The organism is Streptomyces sp. NPDC053493 (assembly GCF_044544825.1).
Lineage (GTDB): Bacteria > Actinomycetota > Actinomycetes > Streptomycetales > Streptomycetaceae > Streptomyces.
In genome coordinates this window covers 49,358-74,951 of record NZ_JBITXS010000008.1, presented here as the reverse complement: position 1 = coordinate 74,951, position 25,594 = coordinate 49,358, and the positions used below count along the sequence as shown (strand labels likewise).

Here is a 25,594-nt window from a genome sequence, read left to right as displayed (position 1 = left end):
GATCAGTCGTCGTCGCCCTGGCACAGGCTGAAGTCGCCGCAGACGACGACCGTGTGGTCCACGACGGTGACGTCGCTGTCGTCGAGCCACGACGGGCCCTCGTGGGCGAGGGCCGTGCCGGAGCCGGCCAGAACGGCCGCGGTGGCCAGGGCGAACGTAGCGATGATCTTGCGCATGAAAACCTCCTGACGAGCGGGGTTGCTCACTTCGGAGCCTCGTCGGGGCGCACGCCGGCGGCAAACGCTGGCGGCTGATAGGGGCACGGGCTGGCCCGTTCGAGCGGAACGGGCCACCCCAACGGTGGCGCCCACGCCCGCGCCCACGCCCGCGCCCGCCCGGCGCCCACGCCCGCCCGGCGCCCACAGGCGCGGAGCCTCACGCAGTGGGGTGGTGCGCGTCGTAGCGGCGGAAGCCCTTTCCGTACGCGGCGAGGAGGCCGATCGCGAGGACGCAGGCCAGTCCGCCGCCCGTGACGGCCACGGTCGGCGAGGTCAGGTCGGCGACGGTGCCGGCGAGGAAGTCGCCGAGCCTCGGGCCGCCGGCGACGACCACGATGAAGACGCCCTGGAGCCGGCCGCGCATCTCGTCCGGGGCCGCGACCTGCATCATCGTGTTGCGGAAGATCATCGAGACGGTGTCGGAGTAACCGGCGACGGCGAGCAGCAGCAGCCCGAGCCAGAGATCGCGGGTGAGGCCGAAGACCGCGATGGCGGTGCCCCAGGTGGCCACCGCCAGGAAGATCGCCTGCCCGTGGTGGCGGATCCGGCCCTGCCAGCCGGAGAGCACGCCGCCGAGCAGCGCGCCGAACGCCGGTGCGGCGACGAGGAGTCCGGTGGTCTTGGCGTCCCCGCCGTACCAGAGGACGGCCACGGCCGGGAACAGCGCCCGCGGGTGCGCGAGGATCATGGCGCAGAAGTCGGAGAAGAACGTCATGCGCAGGTTGGGGCGGGTGGCGAGGAAGCGCAGCCCGTCGAGGACGGAGGCCCGCCGGGCGCCGGTGCGCTCCGGAAGCATCGAGGGCAGCCGCCACATCGCGTAGAGGGAGGCGGAGAAGGCGATCGCGTCGACGAGGTACGCGGTCTGGTAGCCGGCCAGGCCGACGATGACGCCGCCGAGGCTGGGCCCGACGAGCGTGCCGAAGGTCGAGGTCATCGAGTTGAGGGCGTTGGCGGCGTGCAGCTGCTCGGGAGGCAGCAGCCGCGGGATCATCGAGCTGCGGGCGGGCGCGTTGAGCGCGGCGCACACCGCCTGGAGGGCGACGATCCCGTACAGGAACCAGACATGGTGGAAGCCGGCGAAGGCGGCCGCGGCGAGGGCGGCGGACAGCACGGCGGAGCCGCCGGCGCTGGCCAGGCCGAGCTTGCGGCGGTCGACGGTGTCGGCGATGGCCCCGCCGTAGAGGCCGAAGACGACGAGCGGCACGAGGGAGAACAGGCCGACGAGCCCGACGGAGAACGGCGAGCGGGTGATGTCGTAGACCTGGAGCGAGACGGCGAGGGTCGTCATGCCCTGGCCGACCCAGCTGACGGAGTTGCCGAACCACAGGCGGCGGTAGTCGGCGGAGGTGCGCAGCGGGGTGAGATCGGCGAAGACCCGGCGGGGCGCCTCCTGCGCGGCGGCCGGAGCCGGCGGCTCCTGGTCGTCCGGGGCGGCTTCGGTCCCGTGGGTCTCCTGGCCCTGCCGGGCTTCCCGGGCGGCGCTCACGCGGCGTCGGCGGTGAGGTCGTAGCGCAGCTCGGGGCGCGCCCAGTGGATCCGTCCGGTGGGCTGGACGGTGCCGGTGCGGCGGGCGCCGGTGCGTACGTAGAACTCCTCGGCGGGCGGGTGGGCGACGACCCGTATCGAGTCGAGGCCGGCGGCCCGGCCCTCCTCCAGCATGTGCGCGATCAGCAGGCGCCCGATGCCGAGGCCCTGGGCGTCATCGGCCACGAAGGCGAGGTCGAGCTCGGCCTCGTCGAGGAGGAGGGCGTAGAAGCCGAGCACACGGCCGCCGGCGTCGACGGCGACGTGGACGGGGTGGTGCTCGATGTAGGAGCCGCCGACCTGATAGCCGTCGACCATGGACGCGTACTCGCCGGCGTAGGCGGAGGAGGTCCGGACGAGCCGGGTGAGCCGCTTGGAGTCGTCGGCGGTGGCGCGCCGGAGAGTGAAGTCGGGCATGAGCCGAGTATAGGAGCGCCTGGCTGGATGGCTCCTTACCTTTTCGCTCCGGTGCGGCGGTGACGTGCGGAGGGCGGGGCGTTCGAGGGTCTCGGGGCGGGCTCGCGGGGGCCTCGCGGCGGGCTGGGGGCGGGCTCGCGGGGGGCTCGGGGCGGGCTGGGGGCTGGCTCAGGGTGGGCTCGCGGGGGGGCTCGGGGCGGGCTCGGGAGAACGTCCGATAATCGATCCCCGCCGGAACAGCCGCCGCCCTCGCGCGAGTTCGGGTGGCAGGGGCGGTTCGCACGACTCGTCCCCGCCCCGCAGACCACCGCAAGGAGACACCCGTGCGCGCACTGTTCACCGGACCGGCCTCGGCCGGCCACCTCTTCCCGATGATCCCCACCGCGCAGGCGCTGCGCGCCGCCGGCCACGAGGTGCTCTTCGCGAGCTCGCGGCCGCTGGACCGGCTCCGCGAGTCCGGTTTCCCGGTCGTGGAGATCGGCGACGGCCGTGACATCCGGGAGGTCTTCGAGCAGGCCACCGGCGGCGAGGTGCGCTACGTCTCGCCGGAGATGACCTCGGAGCAGATCCTCGACCGGGCGGCGTTCGCCTTCGCGGCCGTGTCCCGGCCGACGGTCGACGGCCTCCTGGAGGCCGCCGAGCAATGGGGCGCCGACCTGCTGGTGCACGACTCCTTCCAGGCCGCCGCCCCGCTCGTCGCGGCCAAGCTCAAGATCCCTTCGGTGATCCAGAACTTCGGCGTCACCTCCGGCCACGACATGGTGCGCCGGATCGCGTCCCACTTCACCGAGGCGTACGAGACCTACGGCGTCGCCGGTCCCGCCGCGGCCACGGCGCTCGACATCATCCCCGCCTCGCTCGGCGGCGACGCGGGAAGCCTGCGCATGCGCTACCTCCCGTACAACGGCGGCGGCACCGTCCCCACCGAGCTGCTGCGCCGGGGCACCCGGCCGCGGATCGTGGTCACCCTCGGCACCGTGCTCACGGAGATGGACGGCGTCAACGCGATCGTGCGCCTGACGGAGGCGGCGGCGTCCGTGGACGCCGACTTCCTGCTGGCCGTGGGTGACGCGGATCTCAGCCCGCTGGGAACGCTTCCGGACAATGTCCGTCCGCTGCCGTGGATTCCCCTCGCCGAGCTGCTCACGGCCTCCGACGCGCTGATACACCACGGCGGTTCGGGCACGATGCTCACCGCGCTCCAGGCGGGGCTGCCCCAGCTGGTCCTGCCGCAGGGCGCCGACCACTTCACCAACGCCGACGCCCTGACCGCGACCGGTGCCGCGCTGCGCTCCACCGCCGAGGGCGTCGACGCGGCGCTCCTGACCCGCCTGGTCACCGACCCGGCCCTGGCCGAGGCCGCCGCCCGCCTGCGGTCGGAGAACGCCGCCCTGCCGACCCCGGCGGAGACGGTCCCGGCCCTGGAGGCCCTGGCCGCCCGCTAGGACCTGGACGGCCGGGCGAGGTCGCTGACGGAGGGAGGGCCGAGTCCGGCCCTCCCGGCCCCTCCCGGCCCCTTCCAGCCCTTCCAGCCCTTCCGTCACCGGCCGGCGCCGGCCGCCTCCGGCACACGCCGGCCGACCTCGGTCCCTCAGCCGCACTCCAGCGCGCCCGGGTCGACCGCGTCCAGGCGGGCGGCGAGGGCGTGCAGCCGGTCGCGCAGGTCCTGGATCTCTCCCAGGTCGAGCCCGGTCGCGGTGGCGATCGCGCGCGGCACGCCGAGCGCCTTCCCTCGCAGCGCGGCGCCCTGCTCCGTGACCCGCACGGTGACGGAGCGCTCGTCCTCGGGGCTGCGCCTTCGCTCGACGTATCCGGCCGCCTCGAGGCGCTTGAGCAGCGGCGACAGGGTGCCGGAGTCGAGCTTGAGCCGCTCGCCGATGCCCTTGACGGGCAGCTCGCCGTGCTCCCAGAGCACGAGCATCACCAGGTACTGCGGATAGGTGAGGCCGAGATCCTTGAGCGCGCCGCGGTAGACGCCGTTGAAGGCGCGGGTGGCGGCGTGCAGGGAGAAGCAGATCTGGTTGTCGAGCCGGAGGAAGTCCTCGTCCATGCCCTCCAGCGTACGGGAGAGGCGCATCACACCCGATTAAGTTGTGCACAACTTAATGGCGCGCTACAAATGAAGGGCGGCACCGCGCCGCCCGCACCGCCCTCCAGCACCTCGGACAGGAACGGAAGAACCCATGGACGCGATCTACACCGCAGTCGCCACCGCCAACGGCCGCGAGGGCCGCGCCGTCAGCTCCGACGGCCACATCGACCTCCCGCTCGCCCACCCGACCGCCCTCGGCGGCAACGGCCAGGGCACCAACCCGGAGCAGCTCTTCGCCGCCGGTTACGCGGCCTGCTTCGCCAGCGCCATGGGCGTGGTGGCCCGCCAGGAGAAGATCGACATCTCCGAGGCCTCCGTCACCGCCGAGGTCTCCATCGGCAAGGACGCGGCGGACGGCGGCTTCGGCCTGGCGGTCGTGATGCGCGCCGAGTTCCCGGACCACCTGCAGGGCGAGGCGGGCCAGGCACTCCTGGAGAAGACCCACGCCTTCTGCCCGTACTCGAAGGCGACCCGCGGCAACATCCAGGTCGAGCTCGTCGTCGAGTGACCCGCCGTCCTCCAGTGGACTTCTGTTGACAATCGTCCGCCCCTGGCGCCGTTCGGCGCGCCAGGGGCGTTCGCTTGTGAGTATTCACGTTCGGGCTCGGTGGATTTTCACGTCCGGGCACAGGGGATTCGCCTGGCGTACGACGGGCAGTCATGGGACGGCCGCCGGGCGGTGGTTCACGGACGCTCTCCTAGGGGCGCTCGTCGCCGGCCCCGGCCGGCCACCGCACCCGCGCCCACCGTCCGCTCCCCTCCCGGAGGACAAGTCCCCCATGGCCGAACTCAATCGCCGCCGGTTCCTGCAACTGGCGGGCGGCACCGCCGCGTTCACGATGCTCTCCGACAGCATCGCCCGCGCCGCGTCCATACCCGCACAGGGCACCACCGGCACGATCCAGGACATCGAGCACATCGTGGTGCTGATGCAGGAGAATCGTTCCTTCGACCACTATTTCGGTGCGATGAAGGGCGTACGGGGCTTCGGCGACCCGCGCCCGGTGACGCTGCCCAGCGGCAAGCCCGTCTGGAACCAGTCGGACGGCAAGACCGAGACCCTGCCCTTCCGGCCGTCCAGCGACAAGCTCGGCATGGAGTTCCTGCAGGGCCTCAACCACGACTGGGCCGGCGGCCAGAAGGCGTACAACAAGGGCCGCTACGACCAGTGGGTGCCCGCGAAGACCAAGGCCACGATGGCCTATCTCACCCGCGAGGACATCCCGTTCCACTACGCGCTCGCCGACGCCTTCACCATCTGCGACGCGTACCACTGCTCCTTCATCGGAGCCACCGACCCCAACCGCTACTACATGTGGACGGGCTACGTCGGCAACGACGGCACCGGCGGCGGCCCCGTCCTCAACAACGCCGAGGCGGGCTACGGCTGGACCACCTATCCCGAGCGCCTGGAGGCGGCCGGCGTCTCCTGGAAGATCTACCAGGACATCGGCGACGGCCTGAACGCCGCCGGCTCCTGGGGCTGGATCAACGACGCGTACCGCGGCAACTACGGCGACAACTCGCTGCTCTACTTCAACACCTACCGCAACGCCCAGCCCGGCAACCCGCTCTACGACAAGGCCCGCACCGGCACCGACGCCAAGGCCGGCGACGGCTACTTCGACCGGCTGCGCGCCGACGTGCAGGCCGGCCGGCTGCCGCAGATCTCCTGGATCGCCGCGCCCGAGGCCTTCTCCGAACACGCCAACTGGCCCGCGAACTACGGCGCCTGGTACATCGCGCAGGTCCTCGACGCGCTGACCTCCAACCCGGACGTGTGGGCCCGTACCGCCCTGTTCATCACGTACGACGAGAACGACGGCTTCTTCGACCACGTCGTCCCGCCCTACGCGCCCGGCTCGGCGTCGGAGGGCCTGTCCACGGTCCCCACCGCACTGGACTACTTCCCCGGCAAGACGGGTTACGTGGCCGGCCCCTACGGTCTCGGCCCGCGCGTGCCCATGATCGTCGTGTCGCCCTGGTCGACCGGCGGCTACACCTGCTCGGAGACCTTCGACCACACCTCCATCCTCCGCTTCATGGAGCGCCGCTTCGGTGTCCGCGAGCCCAACATCTCGCCCTGGCGCCGGGCGGTCTGCGGCGACCTGACCTCCGCCTTCGACTTCGGCCGCGCCACCACCCAGCCCGCCGCGCTGCCCGCGACCGACGGCTACTACCCGCCGGACCGCAACCGCCACCCCGACTTCCTCGCCACCGCGCCGGCCGTCGGCACCATGCCCCGCCAGGAGCGCGGCGCCAAGCCCACCCGGCCGCTGGCCTACGCCCCCTACGTCGACGGCGCCGCCGACACGACCGCCGGCACCTTCCGCCTCACCTTCAGCGGCGGCCCGGCCGCGGGCGCCCAGTTCTACGTGACCTCGGCCAACCGCACGGACGTGCCCTGGACCTACACCGCCGAGGCCGGCAAGTCCCTCTCGGACACCTGGAACACCAAGTACTCCCGGGGCCTCACCGACCTCTCCGTGCACGGCCCGAACGGTTTCCTGCGCCGCTTCCGCTCGCCCGGCAAGACGGCGGTCCCGGAGGTCCAGGCCCGCCACGACGCGACGACCGGCAACCTCACGCTGACCTTCACGAACGCCGGCCCGACCGCCCAGGTCACCGTGACCAACGCCTACGCGGGCACCCCGCAGACGATCACGGTCCCGAAGGGCGCGACGACCACCCACACCGTCGACCTGTCGGCGTCCTCGCGCTGGTACGACGTCACGCTCACGACCTCGTCGAACACGGACTACCTCCGCCGCCTGGCGGGCCACGTGGAAACGGGCACGGCGGGCGTGTCGGACCCGGGCATCCTTACGTACTGACGTACTGACGTACTGACGTACGGGCGCACCGACCAACGAGCGCCGCGCACCGGCGCCCCGCACTGAGCTACGTACGGGCGCCGCGCACCGGCGCCCCGCACTGAGCATCCGGCCCGGGCACATGAGTACGCCCACTCATGCGCCCGGGCCTCCCGCGGGGCTTGGCTGTCCCCATGCCGACGAACGACTCTCCCCGCCCCTGGGTGCCTCCGCTCCTCGCGACCGTGGTCACCCTGCCCCTGGGCTTCCTCGCCCTGGTCTACGCGATGCTCTCGCCGATGGCCTGCGACGCCTGCGACCAGGAGGAGAACCGCCGCTTCACCGACAGCTTCACGCCCGCCTTCTCGACCTTCACCGTCGGCCTGGTCGTGGCCGTGGCCCTTCTGATCACCGCCTGGGCCCTCCCCCGCCGCCCCGTCTTCGCCGTCGCGGCCCCGGTCGCCGTCATCGCCTCCTGGCTGCTCTTCGCGAGTCTCGTCGACTGGCCACCTACCACCTGACCGCGGTGGGCGGCCGCGCCTGAACGACCGGGCGGCCAGGGCGGTGTGAGCCCACGGTCAGGCGGTGGACTCCAGGTGGGCGAAGACGACGAGGTTCTCCGTATAGTCCTTCGCCTTGCGGTCGTAGGAGCCCGCGCAGGTGATGAGGCGGACGAGCGCGTTGGGCGTGTCCTCGTAGACGAGCCGGTCCGGGAACTCGTCCTTGTCGAAGTCCTCGACGGAATCGATGCGGAAGACGGCGGTGGTGCCGTCGTCGCGGTCCACCTCGAAGGTGTCCGCGGCCTTGAGTTCCTCGAGCCGGGCGAAGACGGCGGGGGCGGTGGCCGTGTCCAGATGGCCCGCGATGATCGCGGTGCCCCGTTCGCCCGGCGAGACTCCGGACTCCTGCCAGCCCACCAGGTTGGTGTTGTCGGCCGGAGGCGGGTCGAGCGCGCCGGAGGGGCCGATCCTCAGGCCGACGAAGGGCGCGTCCACGCCGATCCTGGGGATCCGCAGCCGGACCGGAGCCGACCTCGGCATCGCCGGACCGTCCGCCGGGACAGCACTGCGCACTCCGTGGCGCGAGGCGCCGGGACGGGACGACGCGTCGGGGCCCGAGGCGCGGCCGGATTCCGCGGCGGCCGCGGGCCGGGCGGGCGCCTCCGTGTCCTGGCCGGACGCCCAGGGGCGGAGGAAGAGCAGCACGACAGCGAGGACCAGGGTCCAGAACACGGCGGGGACCACCCACCGCGCGATACGCCGGGTGGCTCCCGCGTCTGCGGGATCCGGTCGGGTCGTCACCAGGGACTCCTTCGGACTCGGGCGGAGAAAGATCCGTCAGCTGGGTACGGCGGGGGTGACCGGCCGGGCGCAGGGGCCGCCGTCCGGGAGACGGCCCCTGCGCCCGCGCACTCACGCAGCCGCGCCGGCGGCCTTCCTGCGGCGGTGCAGGACGAACGCGGCGAGCCCGCCCGCGACCAGGACCGCGCCCGCCACGTTCGTGCTGTCGCCCGCGAGGCCGCCTCCGCCGGTGTGCATGCCGCCCTTCGGCTTCTCCGACTTGTAGCCGCCGTCCTCCTTGGACTTGTCCTTCTCGGTGTCCTTCGTCCAGTCCTTCTGCTTGTCCTTCTCGGTGTCCTTGGTCCAGTCGTCGGCGTTGACGAGGGAGAGGGCGCCGGAGCCGGTGTGCACGCCACCCTTCGGCTTCTCGTGCTCCTTCTCGTAGCCGCCCTTCTCGTGCTCCTTCTCGTAGCCGCCCTTGTCGTGCTCCTTCTCGGTCTTCCCGCCCGTGTCGTGCTCCTTCTGCTCCTTCGACCACTCGTCGCCGCTGACGAGGGACAGGGCACCGGAACCGGTGTGCATGCCACCCTTCGGCTCGTCGTGGTCACGCTCCTGGCTGTGGGAGGAACCGTCCCAGTCCCCTGCGGTGATCGCGTAGGCGCCGGGTGCGGCGAGCGCCAGGGTGCCGGCGGCGGCGGCCGCGGCGAAGAGAATGCGGGCAGAGCGCATCGGTGAACTTCCTTCCGTACGCCGCGTCAGCTGACCCACTGTCGGCTCCCGATACGCGGCGACATGGCTCACCGTCAGCCGCGGCTCCGAGGCCTGCCACTTGGGAGGGTGCATCCGGGGGCCGGACGAAAAGACCCGGAGCAACGCACGGCGTGTCGCCTTGACTCGCCACCGGCGGACCGGCCTCTCGAACGGACCGCCCCGAGGTCCCGGGTGCGCGCCTCTCCGTAGTACGGCTCTTGCCCGGCTCGCGTTCTCTGCCTGCTTGAATGCGAGCGTGATCGAACTAGTGGTTGGTGTCGTCGCTGTGGCCCTCGTTGGATGGCTGATGCGCCGGAAGCGGCAGCAGAGGTCGAACGTGACAGCCGCCGGGGAAACGGCAGGGGTGCCCTGCATGCTCAAGTGGTCTGCTCAGGGATCTCGCTGGAGGGCGGGACGTCTGCTGATCGGTGCTGACCCCCTGACCTGGAAGTCTTCCTTTGGCAGGCAGGAAGCCGTTCTGCCGGCCGATCTGCGTCAGGCGGACTTGCGGTCGCCCTCACTACGCGAGGCGATGGCCTTCAACCCGAGATCCCACGTCGTGGAATGCGAATCATCCGAGGGCGAGGTCCTCATCGCGGTCATGCCGGAGGAACTGGACCGCGTGATCAAGGCTCTGGAGAGCAGGTAAGCCCACTGCGCGGGCGGTCGGCGCACGACACCCGGCACCTGTCGGCCGCGCCGACCCCTGAGAAGAGCGCCCGCAGCCGGTGCAGCGCCGGGAAGTCCGGAGCCGATCAGGCCTCGACGTCGGAGGGCAAGGCCAACGAGAGAGCGCCGGGAGTGACACGGGACGCGGTCACGGATGCTCCGAACGAGGGGTTCGAGCGCGCCGCGTGACCTGCGTCCAACCTTTGTCCAACCAGGTGTGTTTTCCTGCCTGAGGCGGGCCGCCAAGACCCTTCACGCTCATCCCTGGCCGGCTGCGTGCCTGGTCAGAACGATCTTTCGTGGTGGGGCGGGTGGGACTCGAACCCACGGCCGACGGATTATGAGTCCGCTGCTCTAACCGGCTGAGCTACCGCCCCGAGCACCACGGCGCGTACAAGTGTGCGCGCCGTCTGCCGCAGCATAGCCGCTCATACGATCTCCTGCTCCGGATGGTCGGCGATGCTCGATCATCAAGACCGCGGGAGCGGGCGCACGGTTCCGCCGGAAACGAAAAAGGACCCCGAAGGGTCCTCTTCCGCTTGGCTCCCCCGGCTGGACTCGAACCAGCAACCCTCCGGTTAACAGCCGAATGCTCTGCCAATTGAGCTACAGGGGATCGCGCTCCCCCGACTGGACTCGAACCAGTAACCTGCCGGTTAACAGCCGGCTGCTCTGCCAATTGAGCTACAGGGGATTGCTGCGTTGCGACGAACGGTCCCACCTCCGGCCTTGCCGAGGGGCGGGCGCTCGCTGCGAGACATAGATTAGCGCAAGCAGGGGGGTGCTCCGCCAATCGGTATCCCCAGGGCGCTCCAGGGAAGGATCGCAGCGTGCGGTACAAGCTGGTCTTCGTCGCCGGACTGGGCCTCGGTTTCGTGATCGGAACGCGAGCCGGGCGTGAGGTGTACGAGCGGATGAAGACGTCCACGAGGAAGTTCGCCGAGAACCCCGCGGTGCGCAACGCGGCCGAGACCGCCGCCCAGGGCGGGCGGCAGGCGGCCGGGAAGGCGTGGCACGTGGTCGGGGACCAGGCGCAGAAGGTCCGGTCGCGGCGCAGTCACGACGGGCAGTACGGGCAGACCACCCTGTACGAGGAGGACGACTGGGGGACGACCAACACCTGACGTACGGCAGAATCATGTGCCATGGGGATAGTCGCCGGTCTGGACAGCTCTTCGGACTCCACGCGCATCGTCGTCTGTGACGCCGAGACGGGTGCCGTGCTGCGGCAGGGGCATGCCCCGCATCCCGTGGACCCCAAGGCCACCGACGTCGACCCGCAGGCCTGGCTGCTCTCGCTCGGCGAGGCGGCCGGCGGCGGGCTGCTCGAGGGTGTGCAGGCGATCGGCGTGTCGGCGCAGGGCCACGGGCTGGTGCCGCTGGACGCGCAGGGCGGTCTCGTGCGGCCCGCGCTGGTCGGCAACGACAAGCGGGCGCAGGTCGCCGCCGCCGATCTCGTCGAGGCGCTCGGCGGGCGGCAGGCGTGGGCCGAGGCGGTGGGCACCGTGCCGCAGGCCGCGCTGCCCGTCGCCAAGCTGCGCTGGCTGGCCCGTACCGAGCCCGAGCACGCCCAGCGCGTCGCGATGATCCTCCAGCCGCACGACTGGCTGGTCTGGCAGCTGCTGGGCCGGCCCGCGCGCCGCACCACCGACCGCGGCGCCGCCTCCGCCACCGGCTACTGGTCCGCCCGCACCGGCTCCTACCGGCCCGACCTGGTCGAGCTGGCGCTCGGGCACCAGGCCGTGCTGCCGGAGGTGCTCGGGCCCGCCGAGGCCGCCGGCACCACTCCCGAGGGACTGCTGATCTCCGCCGGTACGGGCGAGACCATGGCCGCCGCCCTCGGTCTCGGCCTCGGCGCGGGCGACGCGGTCGTCTCGCTCGGCGCCTCCGGTTCCGTCATGGCCGTTCACCACGAGGCCCTGGCCGACCCGGACGGCGCGATCACCTCGTTCGCCGACGCCGCCGGCACGCACCTGCCGGTCGTCCACACCTCCAACGCCGTACGGGCGCTGCGCGGCACCGCCGAGATGCTGGGCGTGGAGTCGCTGGACGAGCTGTCCGCGCTCGCGCTGAAGTCCACGCCCGGTGCCTCCGGGCTCGTGCTGCTGCCTTATCTGGAGGGCGAGCGGACGCCGCGCCTGCCGCACACCGCCGGCACGCTCAGCGGGCTGCGGCGCGAGTCGATGAAGCCCGAGCACCTGGCCCGGGCGGCGTTCGAGGGCATGCTGTGCTCGCTCGCCGACGCCATGGACGTGCTGCGCGGGCGGGGCGTGGAGGTGCGCCGGGTGTTCCTGCTCGGCGCGGCCGCCGGGCTGCCCGCCGTCCAGGCCATGGCGCCCGCGCTGTTCGGCGCCCAGGCCGTCGTACCGCAGCCGGCGGACTACGCGGCGCTCGGCGCCGCCCGGCAGGCCGCCTGGACGCTCGGGGTCTCCCGGGGCACCCTCTCGCCGGCCGTTCCGCCGGCCTGGCAGGGCGCCGCGGCGCAGGTCTTCGAGGCGGGCGAGGAGCTGGCTGTCGGTCAGGCCGTGCGGCAGCAGTACACGGCGACGCGTGAGCAGATCCACCCCGGGGCGTTCAGCGCCTGAGGCCGGGCAGGCCCGTTGCGTAAAGGCTTGGCCAGGGCTTCTCGCGACCCGCTAAACGAGTCGTAACGCCCCGGCGGCGCGGGCGATAGTAGAACCCGTGCTCATAAGACTTCTCCGAACCCACCTCCGGCCGTACAGAAAACCCATCGCCCTGCTGGTGCTGCTGCAGCTGCTGCAGACCAGCGCCACCCTCTACCTGCCCACCCTGAACGCGGACATCATCGACAACGGTGTCGTGAACGGGGACACCGGCTACATCCTGCGGTTCGGCGCGCTGATGATCGGCGTGTCCCTGATCCAGGTCGTCTGCAACATCGGGGCCGTGTACTTCGGGGCACGGACCGCCTCCGCGCTCGGGCGGGACGTCCGCGCCGCGGTCTTCGAGCGGGTGCAGTCCTTCTCCGCGCGGGAGGTCGGGCAGTTCGGCGCGCCGTCGCTGATCACCCGGACGACCAACGACGTGCAGCAGGTCCAGATGCTGGTCCTGATGGCGTTCACGCTGATGGTGTCGGCGCCGATCATGTGCGTCGGCGGCATCGTCATGGCGCTGAGCCTGGACGTGCCGCTGTCGGCGGTGCTGATCGCGGTGGTGCCGGTGCTCGGCGTCGCCGTGTCGCTGATCGTGCGGCGGATGAGGCCGCTGTTCCGGACGATGCAGGAGCGGCTCGACACGGTGAACCGGGTGCTGCGCGAGCAGATCACCGGCAACCGCGTCATCCGCGCCTTCGTCCGGGACGGCTACGAGCGCGAGCGGTTCAAGGGCTCGAACACCGAGCTCACGGACGTGTCGCTGGCCACCGGCCGGCTGATGGCGCTGATGTTCCCGACCGTGATGACGGTCGTGAACGTGTCGTCGATCGCCGTCGTCTGGTTCGGCGCGCACCGCATCGACAGCGGCGGGATGCAGATCGGCGCGCTGACCGCCTTCCTCGCCTATCTGATGCAGATCGTGATGGCCGTGATGATGGCCACCTTCATGTTCATGATGGTGCCGCGGGCCGAGGTGTGCGCCGAGCGCATCGAGGAGGTCCTCGCGACCGAGTCCAGCGTGGTCCCGCCGGCCGCCGCGGTGAGCACCCTCGACCGGCGCGGGCATCTGGAGGTCAGGAGCGCGGACTTCCGGTACCCGGGCGCGGAGGAGTCGGTCCTCAAGGAGGTCGCTCTGGTGGCCCGGCCGGGCGAGACCACCGCGATCATCGGCTCGACCGGCAGCGGCAAGTCGACGCTGCTCGGCCTCGTGCCGCGGCTGTTCGACGTGACCGGCGGCGAGGTCCTGGTCGACGGCGTGGACGTACGGACGCTGGAGCCGGCGCTGATGGCGCGGACGGTCGGCCTCGTGCCGCAGAAGCCGTACCTCTTCTCCGGGACGGTGGCGACGAACCTGCGCTACGGCAAGCCGGACGCGACCGACGAGGAGCTGTGGCACGCCCTGGAGGTGGCCCAGGCGAAGGACTTCGTCACGAAGCTGGAGGGCGGCCTGAACGCGCCCATCGCGCAGGGCGGCACGAACGTGTCGGGCGGTCAGCGGCAGCGGCTGGCGATCGCCCGCACGCTGGTGCAGAAGCCGGAGATCTATCTCTTCGACGACTCCTTCTCCGCCCTCGACTACGAGACGGACGCCCTGCTGCGGGCGGCGCTCTCCGAGGAGACGGCCGACTCGACGGTGGTGATCGTCGCCCAGCGGGTGTCGACCATCCGGGACGCCGACCGGATCGTGGTCCTCGACGAGGGCCGGGTCGTGGGCACCGGACGGCACCACGAGCTGATGGCGGAGAACGAGACGTACCGGGAGATCGTGCTCTCCCAGCTGACCGAGGCGGAGGCAGCCTGATGGCCGGTCCTGGCGGACGAATGATGGCCGGCGGCGGCCCCGACTCGAGGTCGATGGACTTCAAGGGCTCGGGCAAGCGGCTGCTGAAGCAGCTGGCGCCGGAGCGCGGCACGCTGTGGGTGATGCTGGTCGCCGGTGTGCTGTCGGTGGCGGCCTCCGTGGTCGGCCCGAAGATCCTCGGCCGGGCGACCGACCTGGTCTTCGCGGGTGTGGTCGGGCGGCAGATGCCCGCGGGCACGACGAAGGCGCAGGCGCTGGACGCGCTGCGCGCCAAGGGCGACACCGGGATGGCGGACATGCTGGCCGGGGTGGACTTCACCCCGGGCCAGGGCATCGACTTCTCGGCGGTCGGCGAGGTCCTCGGTCTCGCGCTCGCCGTGTACGTGCTCGCGGGCCTGCTGATGCTGGTGTCCACCCGGATGTCGATCCGGGTGATCAACCGGACGGTGTTCCGGATGCGCGAGGACGTCCAGGCGAAGCTGGCGCGGCTGCCGCTGTCGTACTTCGACAAGGCCAAGCGCGGCGAGGTGCTGTCGCGGGCGACCAACGACATCGACAACATCTCGCAGACGCTCCAGCAGTCGATGGGCCAGCTGATCAACTCGCTGCTGACGATCGTCGGCGTGCTGGCGATGATGTTCTGGATCTCGCCGCTGCTGGCGCTGGTGGCGCTGATCACGGTGCCGCTGTCGGTGTTCGTGGCGACGCGGATCGGCAAGCGTTCGCAGCCGCACTTCGTGCAGCAGTGGAAGACCACGGGCCGGCTCAACGCGCACGTGGAGGAGATGTACACCGGCCACACGCTGGTGAAGGTGTTCGGCCGGCAGGAGGAGTCCGCGAAGGACTTCCACGAGCAGAACGAGGCGCTGTACGAGGCCGGTTTCAAGGCCCAGTTCAACAGCGGCGTCATGCAGCCGGTGATGTTCTTCGTCTCGAACCTGAACTACGTGCTGGTGGCCGTCGTCGGCGGTCTGCGGGTGGCGAGCGGCAGCCTGTCCATCGGTGACGTGCAGGCCTTCATCCAGTACTCCCGGCAGTTCTCGATGCCGCTGACGCAGGTCGCCTCGATGGCGAACCTGGTGCAGTCCGGTGTCGCCTCCGCCGAGCGGATCTTCGAGCTGCTGGACGCGGAGGAGCAGGCGCCGGACGCGCCGGTGAGCGAGAAGCCCCTCGACCTGAAGGGCAAGGTGGCGCTGGAGAAGGTGGCTTTCCGTTACGAGGCGGACAAGCCGCTGATCGAGGACCTGTCGCTGGCGGTGGAGCCGGGCCAGACGGTCGCCATCGTCGGCCCGACCGGCGCGGGCAAGACCACCCTGGTCAATCTGCTCATGCGGTTCTACGAGGTCACCGGCGGCCGGATCACCCTCGACGGCGTCGACATCGCCCGCATGTCACGCGAGGAACTGCGCTCCGGCATCGGCATGGTCCTCCAGGACACCTGGCTCTTCGGCGGCACCATCGCCGAGAACATCGCCTACGGCGCGACCCGCGAGGTCAGCCGCGCCGAGATCGAGGAAGCCGCCAAGGCCGCCCACGCCGACCGCTTCATCCGCACCCTCCCCGACGGCTACGACACGGTGATCGACGACGAGGGCGCGGGCGTCAGCGCCGGCGAGAAGCAGCTGATCACCATCGCCCGGGCGTTCCTGTCCGATCCGGTGATCCTGGTCCTCGACGAGGCGACCAGCTCGGTCGACACCCGCACCGAGGTGCTCATCCAGAAGGCGATGGCCCGCCTCGCCCACGGCCGTACGTCCTTCGTGATCGCCCACCGGCTCTCCACCATCCGGGACGCGGACGTGATCCTGGTGATGGAGAACGGGTCGATCGTCGAGCAGGGCACGCACGAGGAGCTGCTGGCGGCGGGCGGCGCCTATGCGCGGCTGTACGCGGCGCAGTTCGCGCAGGCGGTCGTCGAGGTCGACTGAGGCGGCGGCCGGTCAGTCCAGGTAGCCCCTGAGCTGGTCGGCGTAGGCATGGTCCCGCAGCTTGCTGAGGGTCTTGGACTCGATCTGGCGGATGCGTTCGCGCGTCACGCCGAAGAGCTGTCCGATCTCCTCCAGGGTGCGGGGCCTGCCGTCGTCGAGGCCGTAGCGCAGCTGGACCACCTTGCGTTCGCGCTCGCCGAGGGTGGAGAGCACGGCCTCCAGGTGTTCGCGCAGCAGCAGGAAGGCGGCGGACTCGACGGGCGAGGCGGCGTCGCCGTCCTCGATGAGGTCGCCGAGGGCGACGTCCTCCTCCTCGCCGACGGGCGCGTGCAGGGACACCGGTTCCTGGGCGAGCCGCAGCACCTCGCCGACCCGTTCGGGTGCGAGGTCGAGGTGGGCGGCGACCTCCTCGGCGGTGGGTTCGTAGCCGCGTTCCTGGAGCATCCGGCGCTGGACCCGGACGACGCGGTTGATGAGCTCGACGACGTGCACGGGCACGCGGATGGTCCGGGCCTGGTCGGCGAGGGCCCGGGACATCGCCTGGCGGATCCACCAGGTCGCGTACGTCGAGAACTTGTAGCCGCGCGCGTAGTCGAACTTCTCCACGGCCCTGATGAGGCCGAGATTGCCCTCCTGGACCAGGTCGAGCATGGTCAGTCCGCGGCCCACGTAGCGTTTGGCGACGGAGACGACGAGCCGCAGGTTCGCCTCGATGAGCCTGCGCTTGGCGATCCGGCCGAGGACCACGAGCCGGTCCAGATCGAGCGCCAACCGGCTGTCCAGATCAGGGGTGTTGGCGAGCTTCTCCTCGGCGAAGAGCCCGGCCTCGACGCGCCGCGCGAGCTCGACCTCCTCCTCGGCGGTGAGCAGCGGGACGCGGCCTATCTCGCGCAGGTACTGGCGGAACAGGTCGGAGGAGGGCCCGTTGCCGCCGGCGTCCGCGACGCGCCGGCGCTGGGGCGGGATGTCGGGCACCTCCGGTTCCCCGTCGGCGGCGAGGTCCGCCGGCGACGGCCCCACCGGCGACGGCGCCACCGGGGAGGGTTCCTGGGACACGGGTACGGTCGGGGTCTGGGTCTGCACGGGGGGCGACCTCCAGGGCGGGACGGCACCGTCCACCCAGTGTGGGGTACGACACATCGCCGCTACGAGGGGCATGCGGTGACTTTTTGAGTCCGGTGCACTACCGAACGTGTGTCAGAGCGCCGCGGCCCCGTGGTTGCGCAGCGACTGGCCGTACTGGGTGAGCACCCACAGCTCGTTCTGCACGGCCGCCAGCTGCGCCGGGTCGCCGTGGGCGCCGAGCCGGGCCAGGGTGCCCTGGACGTCGCGGATGCGCCGGTCGACGGCGCGCAGCCGTACGGTGACGAGCTGGTCGCCCGCGTAGGCCTCGTCGACGGTCTTGGCGAAGATCGTCTCGACGGCGAGTTCGGTGACGAGCGCGCGGACGGTGTCGTCGGGCGCGGCCTCGCGGACCGCGTCCAGATAGTCGGCGGGCGCGCCGGTGGCGCCGCCGGCGTCCTGGATGCACTGGCGGACGGCCGCGTAGGGCGGTGCGGTGAACTCGTCGATGCCGTAGGCGTCGAAGGCCGGCGAGACGAGTTCGGGCCGCTGGAGGGCGAGCTTGAGCAGTTCGCGCTCGGTGCGGTGGGCGGGGCTGCGGAGGTTGAGCGCGGGCCCGGCTTGCGCGGCGGGCGCCTGGATGTCGTACGCGGTGCGCTGCGGGCCCCGCGAGGAGCGCGGGGCCTGCTCCTTGCCGCCGCGGTCGCGCTGCCAGCGGGCGATCTGGGCGACCCGGCGGACCACGAACTGGGTGTCGAGGATGCCGAGCATGCCCGCGAGCTGGACGGCGACCTCGTGCTGCGAGGCGACGTTCTTGATCCGGGCGACGATCGGCGCGGCCTCGTCGAGGGCGGCGGCGCGGCCGGAGGGGATCTCCAGGTCGTAGCGGTTCACGATCTGGCGCAGCGCGAACTCGAAGAGCGGGGTGCGCGGCTGGACGAGGTCGGCGACGGCCTCGTCGCCCTTGGCCAGGCGCAGTTCGCACGGGTCCATGCCGTCGGGCGCGATGGCGATGTAGGTCTCGGCGGCGAACTTCTGGTCGTCCTCGAAGGCGCGCAGGGCGGCCTTCTGGCCGGCGGCGTCGCCGTCGAAGGTGAAGATCACCCGGGCCGAGCCGTTGTCCATGAGGAGCCGGCGCAGGATCTTGATGTGCTCGCCGCCGAAGGCGGTGCCGCAGGTGGCGATGGCGGTGGTGACGCCGGCCAGGTGGCAGGCCATGACGTCGGTGTAGCCCTCGACGACGACGGCGCGGCTGACCTTGGCGATGTCCTTCTTGGCCAGGTCGATGCCGTAGAGCACCTGGGACTTCTTGTAGATCGGCGTCTCGGGCGTGTTGAGGTACTTGGGCCCGTTGTCGTCCTCGCGGAGCTTGCGGGCGCCGAAGCCGACGACGTCGCCGCCGACGTCCTTGATCGGCCACATGAGCCGGCCGCGGAAGCGGTCGATGGGGCCGCGGCGGCCGTCCTGGGAGAGGCCGGAGAGGATCAGCTCGCGGTCGGTGAAGCCCTTGCCGCGCAGGAAGCGGGTGAGGTGGTCCCAGCCGGCCGGGGAGTAGCCGACGCCGAAGTGTTCGGCGGCGGCTTGGTCGAAGCCGCGTTCGGCGAGGAACTTCCGGCCGATCTCGGCCTCGGCGGAGCCGAGTTGCTCGGCGTAGTACCGGGCGGCGATCGTGTGGGCCTCGACCAGGCGGGTGCGCTCGCCGCGCTGGTGGCCGGGGTTGTAGCCGCCCTCTTCGTAGCGCAGGGTGATGCCGGCCTTGGCGGCGAGGCGCTCGACCGTCTCCGAGAAGGAGAGGTGGTCGATCTTCATCACGAAGGCGATGGTGTCGCCGCCCTCCTGGCAGCCGAAGCAGTGGAACAGGCCCTTGCTGGGGCTGACCTGGAAGGAGGGCGACTTCTCGTCGTGGAAGGGGCAGAGTCCCTTGAGGTTCCCGCCGCCGGCGTTGCGGAGCTGGAGGTACTCGGACACGACGGCGTCGATCGGGACCGCGTCCCGTACCGCCTTCACGTCGTCATCGTTGATCCTGCCTGCCACGCAGGAATTCTACGGGCTCACAGGAGTGTCTCCAGGGCCACGGACGGGTCGGCGAGGGCGTCCGGGTCGACCTGGACCCGGGAGCGGATGAGGTTCTGGACGGCGTCTGTGACGTCCCACACATTCACGTTCATGCCGGCGAGGACGCGGCGGTCCTTGAGCCAGAAGGCGATGAACTCGCGCTTGCCGGCGTCGCCGCGGATCACGACCTGGTCGTAGGAGCCGGGCGGCGCCCAGCCGGAGTACTCCATGCCGAGGTCGTACTGGTCGGAGAAGAAGTACGGGACGCGGTCGTAGGAGACGTGTGTGCCGAGCATCGCGCGGGCGGCGGCGGGCCCGCCGTTCAGGGCGTTGGCCCAGTGCTCGACGCGGATGCGGTGGTGCAGGAGCGGGTGGTGGGCGGCGGCGACGTCGCCGGCGGCGAAGATGTCGGGGTCGGAGGTGCGCAGCGACTCGTCGACGGCGATGCCGCCGCCGTCGGCGCGGTCGACGAGGGCGAGGCCCGCGTTCTCGGCGAGGGTGGTGCGCGGCGCCGCGCCGATGGCGATGAGCACGGCGTGGGCGGGGTGCTCCTCGCCGTCGTCGGTGCGGGCGGCGAGCACGATGCCGTCCTGGCCGGTGATCTCGGTGAGCCGCACGCCGAAGTGGAAGCGGACGCCGTGCTCGGTGTGCAGGTCGGCGAAGAGCTGGCCGAGTTCGGGCCCGAGCACCTGGTGCAGCGGGCTGGGCGCGTATTCGACGACGGTGACCTCGGCGCCGTACGTGCGGGCGGCGGCGGCCACCTCCAGACCGATCCAGCCGGCGCCGGCGATCAGCAGGTGGCCGTTGTCGCGGCCGAGGGCCTTGAGCTCGTCGCGCAGCCGCTCGGAGTGGGCGAGGCGGCGCAGTTGGTGGACGCCGGCGAGGTCGGTGCCGGGGATGTCGAGGCGGCGCGGCTCGGCGCCGGTGGCGAGGAGCAGCTTGTCGTAGCGGATGACGGTGCCGTCGCCGAGGCGGACGGTGCGGTCCTCCCGGTCGACGGCGGTGACGGGCTGGCCGAGGTGCAGCTCGACGTCGTGCTGCGCGTACCAGGCGGGCTCGTGGACGAAGACGGAGTCCCGCTCGTCCTTGCCAAGGAGGTAGCCCTTGGAGAGGGGTGGGCGCTCGTAGGGGTGGTCGCGTTCGTCGCCGATGAGGATCACCCGGCCGTTGAAGCCCTCGGCGCGCAGCGTCTCCGCCGCCTTGGCACCGGCCAGGCCCCCGCCGACGATGACAAAGGTCTGATCTGCGTCGACCACGTTGATTCCTCCTCGTTGCGACCGGTTCTCTACGCTACGCCCCCTGGCCCGGCCCGGGCCGCACCGCCTCGGGACGTGCATGCGAGGGTCCCGCACCGGCCGGGATGACGAAAGGGGGCGAACGAGCCGGGGCGTGGACGGCGGGGCCGCTCAGCCGCGCGGCGGGCGGAGGCGGGCGTGCAGGGCGCGGGCGGAGGCGTCGGTGAGGGAGGCGATCTGGTCGACGATCACCCGCTTGCGGGAACGGTCGTCGGGAGCGCTGACGAACAGGGCGCGGAACTGCGGTTCGAGGCCCTCGGGAGCGCGGGCGGCGAGCGCCTCGGCGAGTTCGGCGAGCACGATGCGCTGGTCGGCGCGCAGCGCCTCCTGCTCGGCGCGCTGCATCACGTAGCGGTCGGCGACGGCCTTGAGCACGGCGCACTCGTTGCGGGTCTCGCGCGGGACGACGAGCTCGGCCGCGTAGCGGGTGAGGCGGCCGGAGCCGTGCGCCTGGCGGGTGGCGCCCTCGGCGGCGAGGCAGAAGCGGCCGATGAGCTGGCTGGTGGCGTCCTTCAGACGGGCCTGGGCGACGGCGGAGCCGTCGTAGCCGTGCGGCCACCACTCCTGTTCGAGGAGCCGGTCGAGGGCGTCGGCGAGCTCCTGCGGGTCGGTGTCCTCCGGTACGTAGCGGCCCAGCGCGACGGACCAGATGTCGGCGCGCTCGGGCTCGGCGAGCAGCAGGTTGGGGTCGATGTGGCCGGCGTGCAGGCCGTCCTCGAAGTCGTGCACGGAATAGGCCACGTCGTCGGACCAGTCCATGACCTGGGCCTCGAAGCACTTGCGGTGGGCGGGCGCGCCGGACCGGATCCACGCGAAGACGGGCAGGTCGTCCTCGTACACGCCGAACTTGTTCGAGCCGGGGTCGGTGGGATGGCCGCCGCGGGGCCACGGGTACTTGGTGGCGGCGTCGAGGGCGGCACGGGTGAGGTTGAGGCCGACGCTGAGCGGCTCGCCGGTGGCGGGGTCGGCGATGAACCGCTTGGGCTCGATGCGGGTGAGCAGGCGCAGCGACTGGGCGTTGCCCTCGAAGCCGCCGCAGTCCTTGGCGACGTCGTTGAGGGCCTGCTCGCCGTTGTGCCCGAAGGGCGGGTGGCCCATGTCGTGGGCGAGGCAGGCGGCCTCGACGAGGTCGGGGTCGCAGCCGAGCGCGGCGCCGAGCTCGCGGCCGACCTGGGCGCACTCGAGGGAGTGGGTGAGCCGGGTGCGCGGGCTGGCGTCCCAGGCGTGGCTGCGGGTGCCGGGCGTGACGACCTGGGTCTTGCCGGCGAGCCTGCGCAGCGCGGCGGAGTGCAGCACGCGGGCCCGGTCGCGCTGGAAGGCGGTCCGCCCGGGCCGTTTGTCGGGCTCGGCGGCCCAGCGTTCGGTGGCGGTCTCGTCGTATCCGGGGGTGTCGGTGTTGTTGCCCTTGGGTTCCGTGAAGCCTTCCATGCACCGACGGTATCGGGCGGGACGGACAATCGGGACCGGGACGCGGGCGCGGAACGGATCAGGTGCGGAACTCGTAGGTGTACAGGCCGCGTTCGCCGACGGCGACGAGCTCGCGGCCGTCCGGCAGCCAGGCGCAGGAGGTCAGCGGCGTCTCGGCACGCACTCCGGCGACGGTGCGGCCGGTGACGGCGTCGCGGACCCGGAGCATGGCGCCGGCGGTGGCGATCCACTTGCCGTCCGGGGAGACGGAGAGGCCGTTCACCGGGCCGTCGGGGTCGGTGAAGGCGTCGAGGAGGGCGCCGGTGCGGGGATCCCAGTGGCGCACCTCGCCGGCGGCGGAGGCGGTGAGGAGGCGGGCGCCGTCGGGAGTGACGGCGAGGGCGGTGACCCGACCGCCGTGCGGAAGGTCGACGGGGCGGCCGGCCGCACGGACGCCCGGGGCGATCGGGTGCACCCGCACCGACGCCTCGGCGCCGGCCGGCCCGGTCCGCGGCCGGGTGCGGAGCACGGCCACCCAGGTCGCGTCGGGCGCGACGACGACGCGGTGCGCCCGCCCGGAGGCGCCCCTCGGGCCGGGCAGGGTGGCGGCCCGCCGCCCCGAAGACCGGTGCCATAGCTGAAGCGCGCCGTCGGAGTCGGCGACGGCGAGCCACCTGTCGTCGGGTGCGACGGCGAGGGCCTGCGCGGCGGTGGAGGGCCCGAGCCGGAGGACGGACGGGCTGGCCGCCTCGCCCCGCCCTGTGTTCCTGATCTCGACGCCGTGCCGGTGGCCCACGGCGTACCAGTCGCCGCGGGCGGCGAAGGCGACCGGCCCGCGGTATTCCTCGTGAGGGGACGACAGAGGGCTGCTCCAGGTGTCACCGGCCGGGTCGCACAGCCGTGTCCTTCCGTCGCGGTAGGCGACGGCCAGCCGTTCGCCATTGCCGACGACGGCGACGGTCCGCATGCCCTCGCCGTCGCCGGAGCGGATCCGCTCGGGTCCCTCGCTGTCCCAGACCCGTACCGTGCCGTCCTCTCCGGTGCTGATCAGCCGGCTGCCGTCCGGCGTGACGGTGACGGCGTGGACCGCGCCGCCATGGGCGGTGTAGCGGGCGCGGCAGGTGCGGGTCCGCCGGTCCCAGACCGCGACGGTGCCGTCCTGGCCGCCGCTCACCAGCCAGGTGCCGTCCGGTGCGATGGCGACGGCGGTGGCGGGTCCGCTGTGCGCGGGGATCGAGGACCGCTCGTACGGCGGGGTCTCCCACCAGATCTGCAGCACGCCGTTCGCCTCGGCGGTGGCCATCCAGCTGCCGTCCGGCGCCACGGCGACGGCATTCACCGGGGCACCGGCGGTGGGTCCGCGGGTCTCCGCGCGGGCGAGGTCGGCGGACATCACCTTGACGCTGCGTCGGCCGCCGACGGCCAGCCACCGGCCGTTCGGGCCGAACGCCACGCAGGTGGGCTCGTCGCCCCGCTGCGGGAGGATCCCGGCGACGTGCTCCCGGCTCGTGCCGTTCCAGACCTCCAGGGCGCCGTCCGTGGCGACGGCCGCGATCAGCAGTCCGTAGGCCGCGAGGGCGCGGACCGATGCCCCGCGGCCGCCGACCGGCCCGAGGCCGAGCGCCGGCGGGGTGGCCCGGTCCGTCGACCAGAGATGAACGGTACGGCCGGGGCCGGCCGTGACGAGCCGGACGCCGTACCCGGCGGTCGCGAGGACCCGGAACCGGTCGGGACCGCGGACGTCCAGGTGGAGCCGTCCGCCGCTGCTCGGGTCGAGCCCGCGGGCCATGCCGTCGGCGCCGACGGTGACGAGGGAGCCGTCGCGCGCGACCGCCACGGACCAGACGGGTCCCGTGTGGCCCAGGAAGGTGCGCAGAAGCGCCGGTTCGGGGAGGTCCGGCGGGATGCGGCGGTTGCGCAGCAGCGGGCGGGCCGCGATGTCGGGAGCGTCCTGTCGGTGCCGGATCCGGTCGGTCCACAGGGGCAGCGACTCCAGGCGGCTGTACAGGACGTTCGTCAGGAGCTCGGGCGGGTCGGTGGGAGTGAGGAGGTGGGCGGTACGGGTGAGGTCGTCGGCCAGGCGGGCGGCCATGTCGCGGGGCACGGCGGCGAGATCGGACCAGGCCGCCAGGGGTCCGCGCTGATGCAGGCGGGTCTCGATCCAGCGCACGTCGCTCGCGACGCGCTCGGCGGCGGCGATCCGGCCGGCGGCGAGCAGATGCTCGACCGCGTGGTCGAGGACGTAGCCCTCGGCCGACTCCCAGGGCATGAGGCCGAAGCCGTCGGCGAGCGTGCCGTGCAGTGTGGTCGCGGCCGGCTCGCCCAGCTCCTTGTGCAGGTAGTCGCGCAGCACGTCGTGGAGCGTGATGCGGCCGCCGTGGCCGGCGGTGAGCGAGACCAGGGACAGCCGGTCGAGTTCGGCGCACAGGGCGCGCGTCTCGTCCTCGGTGAGACCGCCGGTGGCCGCCCACAGGCGGGCGATCAGCCGGACGGGGATCGACTCGTCCTCCGCGAAGACGGCCAGTTCGGCGAGGCGCCGGTCGCCGCCGGCCGGCAGCAGCGTCCGGGCCGCCTCGACGGTGGCCCGGACGGCCTGGGCGCGGCGCGCCGGGTCGTCCAGGTCGAGCGGGACGCTCTCGGTGTCCACGGCGGCCGGGCCGTGCGCTCGCAGTCCACGCAGGGTCTGAGCCGCGGCGTCCTCCGGGTCGGCGCCGGTCGCGATCCGGCGGGAGATCAGACGGTTGGTGAGGCGCAGCAGCAGCGCCCAGCGCCCGGTGGCCTCGAGGAGGTCGCGTACGAGGGTCGCGGGGAGTTCGGGCAGCTCCCAGGTGAGGACCGCGCGGGCCTGGGCGGGTGACATCTCGTCGACCCGTACGCGTTCGGTGCCGCGGGGCAGGGCGCCGGGGACGCGGGTGGTGACCAGGCGGACGCAGCGGGCGCCGCCGCGCAGGAACGGGTCGAGCTGTTCGGCGTCCCAGACGTCGTCGAGCAGGAGCAAGGTCCTGGGCCGGCGGTCGAGGAGCCGTCCGAGGTGGTCGCCGGCCAGGCCCGGGTCGTCGAAGGAGGTGGTGTCGCCGGTGACGAAGCGGGTGACCTCGGCGACCTTCGCGGCGACGGCGGCCCGGCCGCGGACGTCGCGGCCGATGGTGACGGTGTAGATGCGGCCGCGGAAGTGGCGTCGTACGCGGCGGCTGGCGGCGACGGACCGGGCGAGCACCGTCTTGCCGAAGCCGCCCGCGCCTTCGAGCGAGGTGGTGAGGGCGACGGTGCGGCGGCGGGCGCGGCAGACGGCTTTGACCGTGCGGGCCCGTTCGGTGCGGTCCACCACCCAGTCGGGGACGGCCTGCCGGGGCGGCGGTGGAGGGTCGCCGGCGACGACGGCGGGCCGTTCCTGGCGCCAGGCCGTGACGACGGCCGCGAGCACGCCGGCGGCGGCGAGGCCGGCGACCCACCACCACGGCTGCTGCCGGATCCGGTCGAGCGCTCCGGGCCAGCGGTCCTCCGACGTGGCCGCGTTGGCCGCGAGCGAGGCCAGTACGGCGACAGCCGCCGCGATTCCGGCGAGCGACGCGCCCTTGACAGCACCGCGCACGAGCCACCTCCCTTCCCAACTGCCCTGACCTTAGCCAGCGTTGCGGTCCGGGAGGGACGAAGGGGCCGGACGTGGC

20 protein-coding genes and 3 tRNA genes are annotated in these 25,594 nt (G+C 72.4%); 9 read left to right on the top strand and 14 right to left on the bottom strand.

All coding sequences use genetic code 11. From position 1 onward, the window contains the following. Positions 1-2: 2 nt before the first annotated feature. The 3 genes from ACIGO8_RS22745 to ACIGO8_RS22735 form a co-directional block, all read right to left on the bottom strand. Positions 3-176: a hypothetical protein gene (locus ACIGO8_RS22745; RefSeq protein ID WP_399733554.1), complete on the bottom strand. Its 174-nt coding sequence runs from the start codon at positions 174-176 to the stop codon at positions 3-5. Positions 177-375: 199 nt separating this feature from the next. Then, positions 376-1,704 (bottom strand): MFS transporter, encoded by a 1,329-nt coding sequence (locus ACIGO8_RS22740; protein ID WP_399733552.1) that lies wholly within the window; start codon positions 1,702-1,704, stop codon positions 376-378. Next, a complete protein-coding gene (locus ACIGO8_RS22735; RefSeq protein ID WP_399733549.1) occupies positions 1,701-2,159 on the bottom strand; it encodes a GNAT family N-acetyltransferase in 459 nt (152 codons plus the stop codon). Before ACIGO8_RS22735 ends, ACIGO8_RS22740 begins: the two co-directional genes overlap by 4 nt. 323 nt (positions 2,160-2,482) lie before the next feature. On the opposite strand from ACIGO8_RS22735, the gene ACIGO8_RS22730 reads away from it, so the two are divergent. Further along, a complete protein-coding gene (locus tag ACIGO8_RS22730) occupies positions 2,483-3,604 on the top strand; it encodes a nucleotide disphospho-sugar-binding domain-containing protein (RefSeq protein WP_399733546.1) in 1,122 nt (373 codons plus the stop codon). Positions 3,605-3,750: 146 nt separating this feature from the next. Here ACIGO8_RS22730 and ACIGO8_RS22725 read toward each other — a convergent pair whose 3' ends face one another. Continuing rightward, entirely contained in the window at positions 3,751-4,209 is a 459-nt protein-coding gene (locus ACIGO8_RS22725) for a MarR family winged helix-turn-helix transcriptional regulator (RefSeq protein ID WP_399733543.1), read from the bottom strand. Between the two features lie 133 nt (positions 4,210-4,342). Here ACIGO8_RS22725 and ACIGO8_RS22720 point away from each other — a divergent pair, with 133 nt between their 5' ends. From ACIGO8_RS22720 to ACIGO8_RS22710, 3 genes are all read left to right on the top strand, one after another. Next, positions 4,343-4,759 (top strand): organic hydroperoxide resistance protein, encoded by a 417-nt coding sequence (locus tag ACIGO8_RS22720; protein WP_399733540.1) that lies wholly within the window; start codon positions 4,343-4,345, stop codon positions 4,757-4,759. Positions 4,760-5,030: 271 nt separating this feature from the next. Continuing rightward, complete coding sequence (locus tag ACIGO8_RS22715; protein WP_399733537.1) at positions 5,031-7,085, top strand: phosphocholine-specific phospholipase C; 2,055 nt, start codon at positions 5,031-5,033, stop codon at positions 7,083-7,085. Between the two features lie 173 nt (positions 7,086-7,258). Continuing rightward, on the top strand, positions 7,259-7,585 hold the full coding sequence (locus tag ACIGO8_RS22710) for a DUF983 domain-containing protein (RefSeq protein ID WP_399733534.1): 327 nt from the start codon (positions 7,259-7,261) through the stop codon (positions 7,583-7,585). Between the two features lie 57 nt (positions 7,586-7,642). On the opposite strand, the gene ACIGO8_RS22705 is transcribed toward ACIGO8_RS22710, so the two are convergent. After that, positions 7,643-8,365 (bottom strand): class F sortase, encoded by a 723-nt coding sequence (locus tag ACIGO8_RS22705; RefSeq protein ID WP_399733531.1) that lies wholly within the window; start codon positions 8,363-8,365, stop codon positions 7,643-7,645. A 111-nt stretch (positions 8,366-8,476) separates the two neighbouring features. Then, the gene (locus tag ACIGO8_RS22700) at positions 8,477-9,073 is read right to left on the bottom strand and encodes a hypothetical protein (RefSeq protein WP_399733528.1); all 597 of its coding nucleotides are present in this window, start codon (positions 9,071-9,073) and stop codon (positions 8,477-8,479) included. Positions 9,074-9,350: 277 nt separating this feature from the next. On the opposite strand from ACIGO8_RS22700, the gene ACIGO8_RS22695 reads away from it, so the two are divergent. After that, entirely contained in the window at positions 9,351-9,743 is a 393-nt protein-coding gene (locus ACIGO8_RS22695; protein ID WP_399733525.1) for a hypothetical protein, read from the top strand. A gap of 320 nt (positions 9,744-10,063) precedes the next feature. Here the strand turns inward: ACIGO8_RS22695 and ACIGO8_RS22690 are convergent. The 3 genes from ACIGO8_RS22690 to ACIGO8_RS22680 all read right to left on the bottom strand — a co-directional run bounded on the left by ACIGO8_RS22690 (position 10,064) and on the right by ACIGO8_RS22680 (position 10,457). Beyond that, positions 10,064-10,140 (bottom strand) — tRNA-Ile (locus tag ACIGO8_RS22690). A gap of 163 nt (positions 10,141-10,303) precedes the next feature. Beyond that, positions 10,304-10,379 (bottom strand) — tRNA-Asn (locus ACIGO8_RS22685). A 5-nt stretch (positions 10,380-10,384) separates the two neighbouring features. Then, positions 10,385-10,457, bottom strand: a tRNA-Asn gene (locus tag ACIGO8_RS22680). Positions 10,458-10,593: 136 nt separating this feature from the next. Here ACIGO8_RS22680 and ACIGO8_RS22675 point away from each other — a divergent pair. The 4 genes from ACIGO8_RS22675 to ACIGO8_RS22660 all read left to right on the top strand — a co-directional run bounded on the left by ACIGO8_RS22675 (position 10,594) and on the right by ACIGO8_RS22660 (position 16,107). Next, a complete protein-coding gene (locus tag ACIGO8_RS22675) occupies positions 10,594-10,887 on the top strand; it encodes a YtxH domain-containing protein (protein ID WP_399733522.1) in 294 nt (97 codons plus the stop codon). 21 nt (positions 10,888-10,908) lie between these two features. Further along, positions 10,909-12,348, top strand: a complete 1,440-nt coding sequence (locus ACIGO8_RS22670) for an FGGY family carbohydrate kinase (protein WP_399733519.1) — start codon at positions 10,909-10,911, stop codon at positions 12,346-12,348. Between the two features lie 97 nt (positions 12,349-12,445). Continuing rightward, the gene (locus ACIGO8_RS22665) at positions 12,446-14,179 is read left to right on the top strand and encodes an ABC transporter ATP-binding protein (protein WP_399733516.1); all 1,734 of its coding nucleotides are present in this window, start codon (positions 12,446-12,448) and stop codon (positions 14,177-14,179) included. Continuing rightward, on the top strand, positions 14,179-16,107 hold the full coding sequence (locus ACIGO8_RS22660; RefSeq protein ID WP_399733512.1) for an ABC transporter ATP-binding protein: 1,929 nt from the start codon (positions 14,179-14,181) through the stop codon (positions 16,105-16,107). The genes ACIGO8_RS22665 and ACIGO8_RS22660 overlap by 1 nt, the downstream gene beginning before the upstream one ends. A 12-nt stretch (positions 16,108-16,119) precedes the next feature. On the opposite strand, the gene ACIGO8_RS22655 is transcribed toward ACIGO8_RS22660, so the two are convergent. From ACIGO8_RS22655 to ACIGO8_RS22635, 5 genes are all read right to left on the bottom strand, one after another. Further along, complete coding sequence (locus ACIGO8_RS22655) at positions 16,120-17,247, bottom strand: RNA polymerase sigma factor (protein WP_399734247.1); 1,128 nt, start codon at positions 17,245-17,247, stop codon at positions 16,120-16,122. A gap of 57 nt (positions 17,248-17,304) precedes the next feature. Continuing rightward, the gene (gene dnaG, locus ACIGO8_RS22650; protein ID WP_399733509.1) at positions 17,305-19,203 is read right to left on the bottom strand and encodes a DNA primase; all 1,899 of its coding nucleotides are present in this window, start codon (positions 19,201-19,203) and stop codon (positions 17,305-17,307) included. Between the two features lie 17 nt (positions 19,204-19,220). Continuing rightward, entirely contained in the window at positions 19,221-20,480 is a 1,260-nt protein-coding gene (locus ACIGO8_RS22645; protein WP_399733506.1) for an NAD(P)/FAD-dependent oxidoreductase, read from the bottom strand. Between the two features lie 150 nt (positions 20,481-20,630). Further along, positions 20,631-21,947 (bottom strand): deoxyguanosinetriphosphate triphosphohydrolase, encoded by a 1,317-nt coding sequence (locus tag ACIGO8_RS22640; RefSeq protein WP_399733503.1) that lies wholly within the window; start codon positions 21,945-21,947, stop codon positions 20,631-20,633. A 58-nt stretch (positions 21,948-22,005) separates the two neighbouring features. Next, positions 22,006-25,518, bottom strand: a complete 3,513-nt coding sequence (locus tag ACIGO8_RS22635; RefSeq protein WP_399733500.1) for an NB-ARC domain-containing protein — start codon at positions 25,516-25,518, stop codon at positions 22,006-22,008. Positions 25,519-25,594 lie beyond the last annotated feature (76 nt).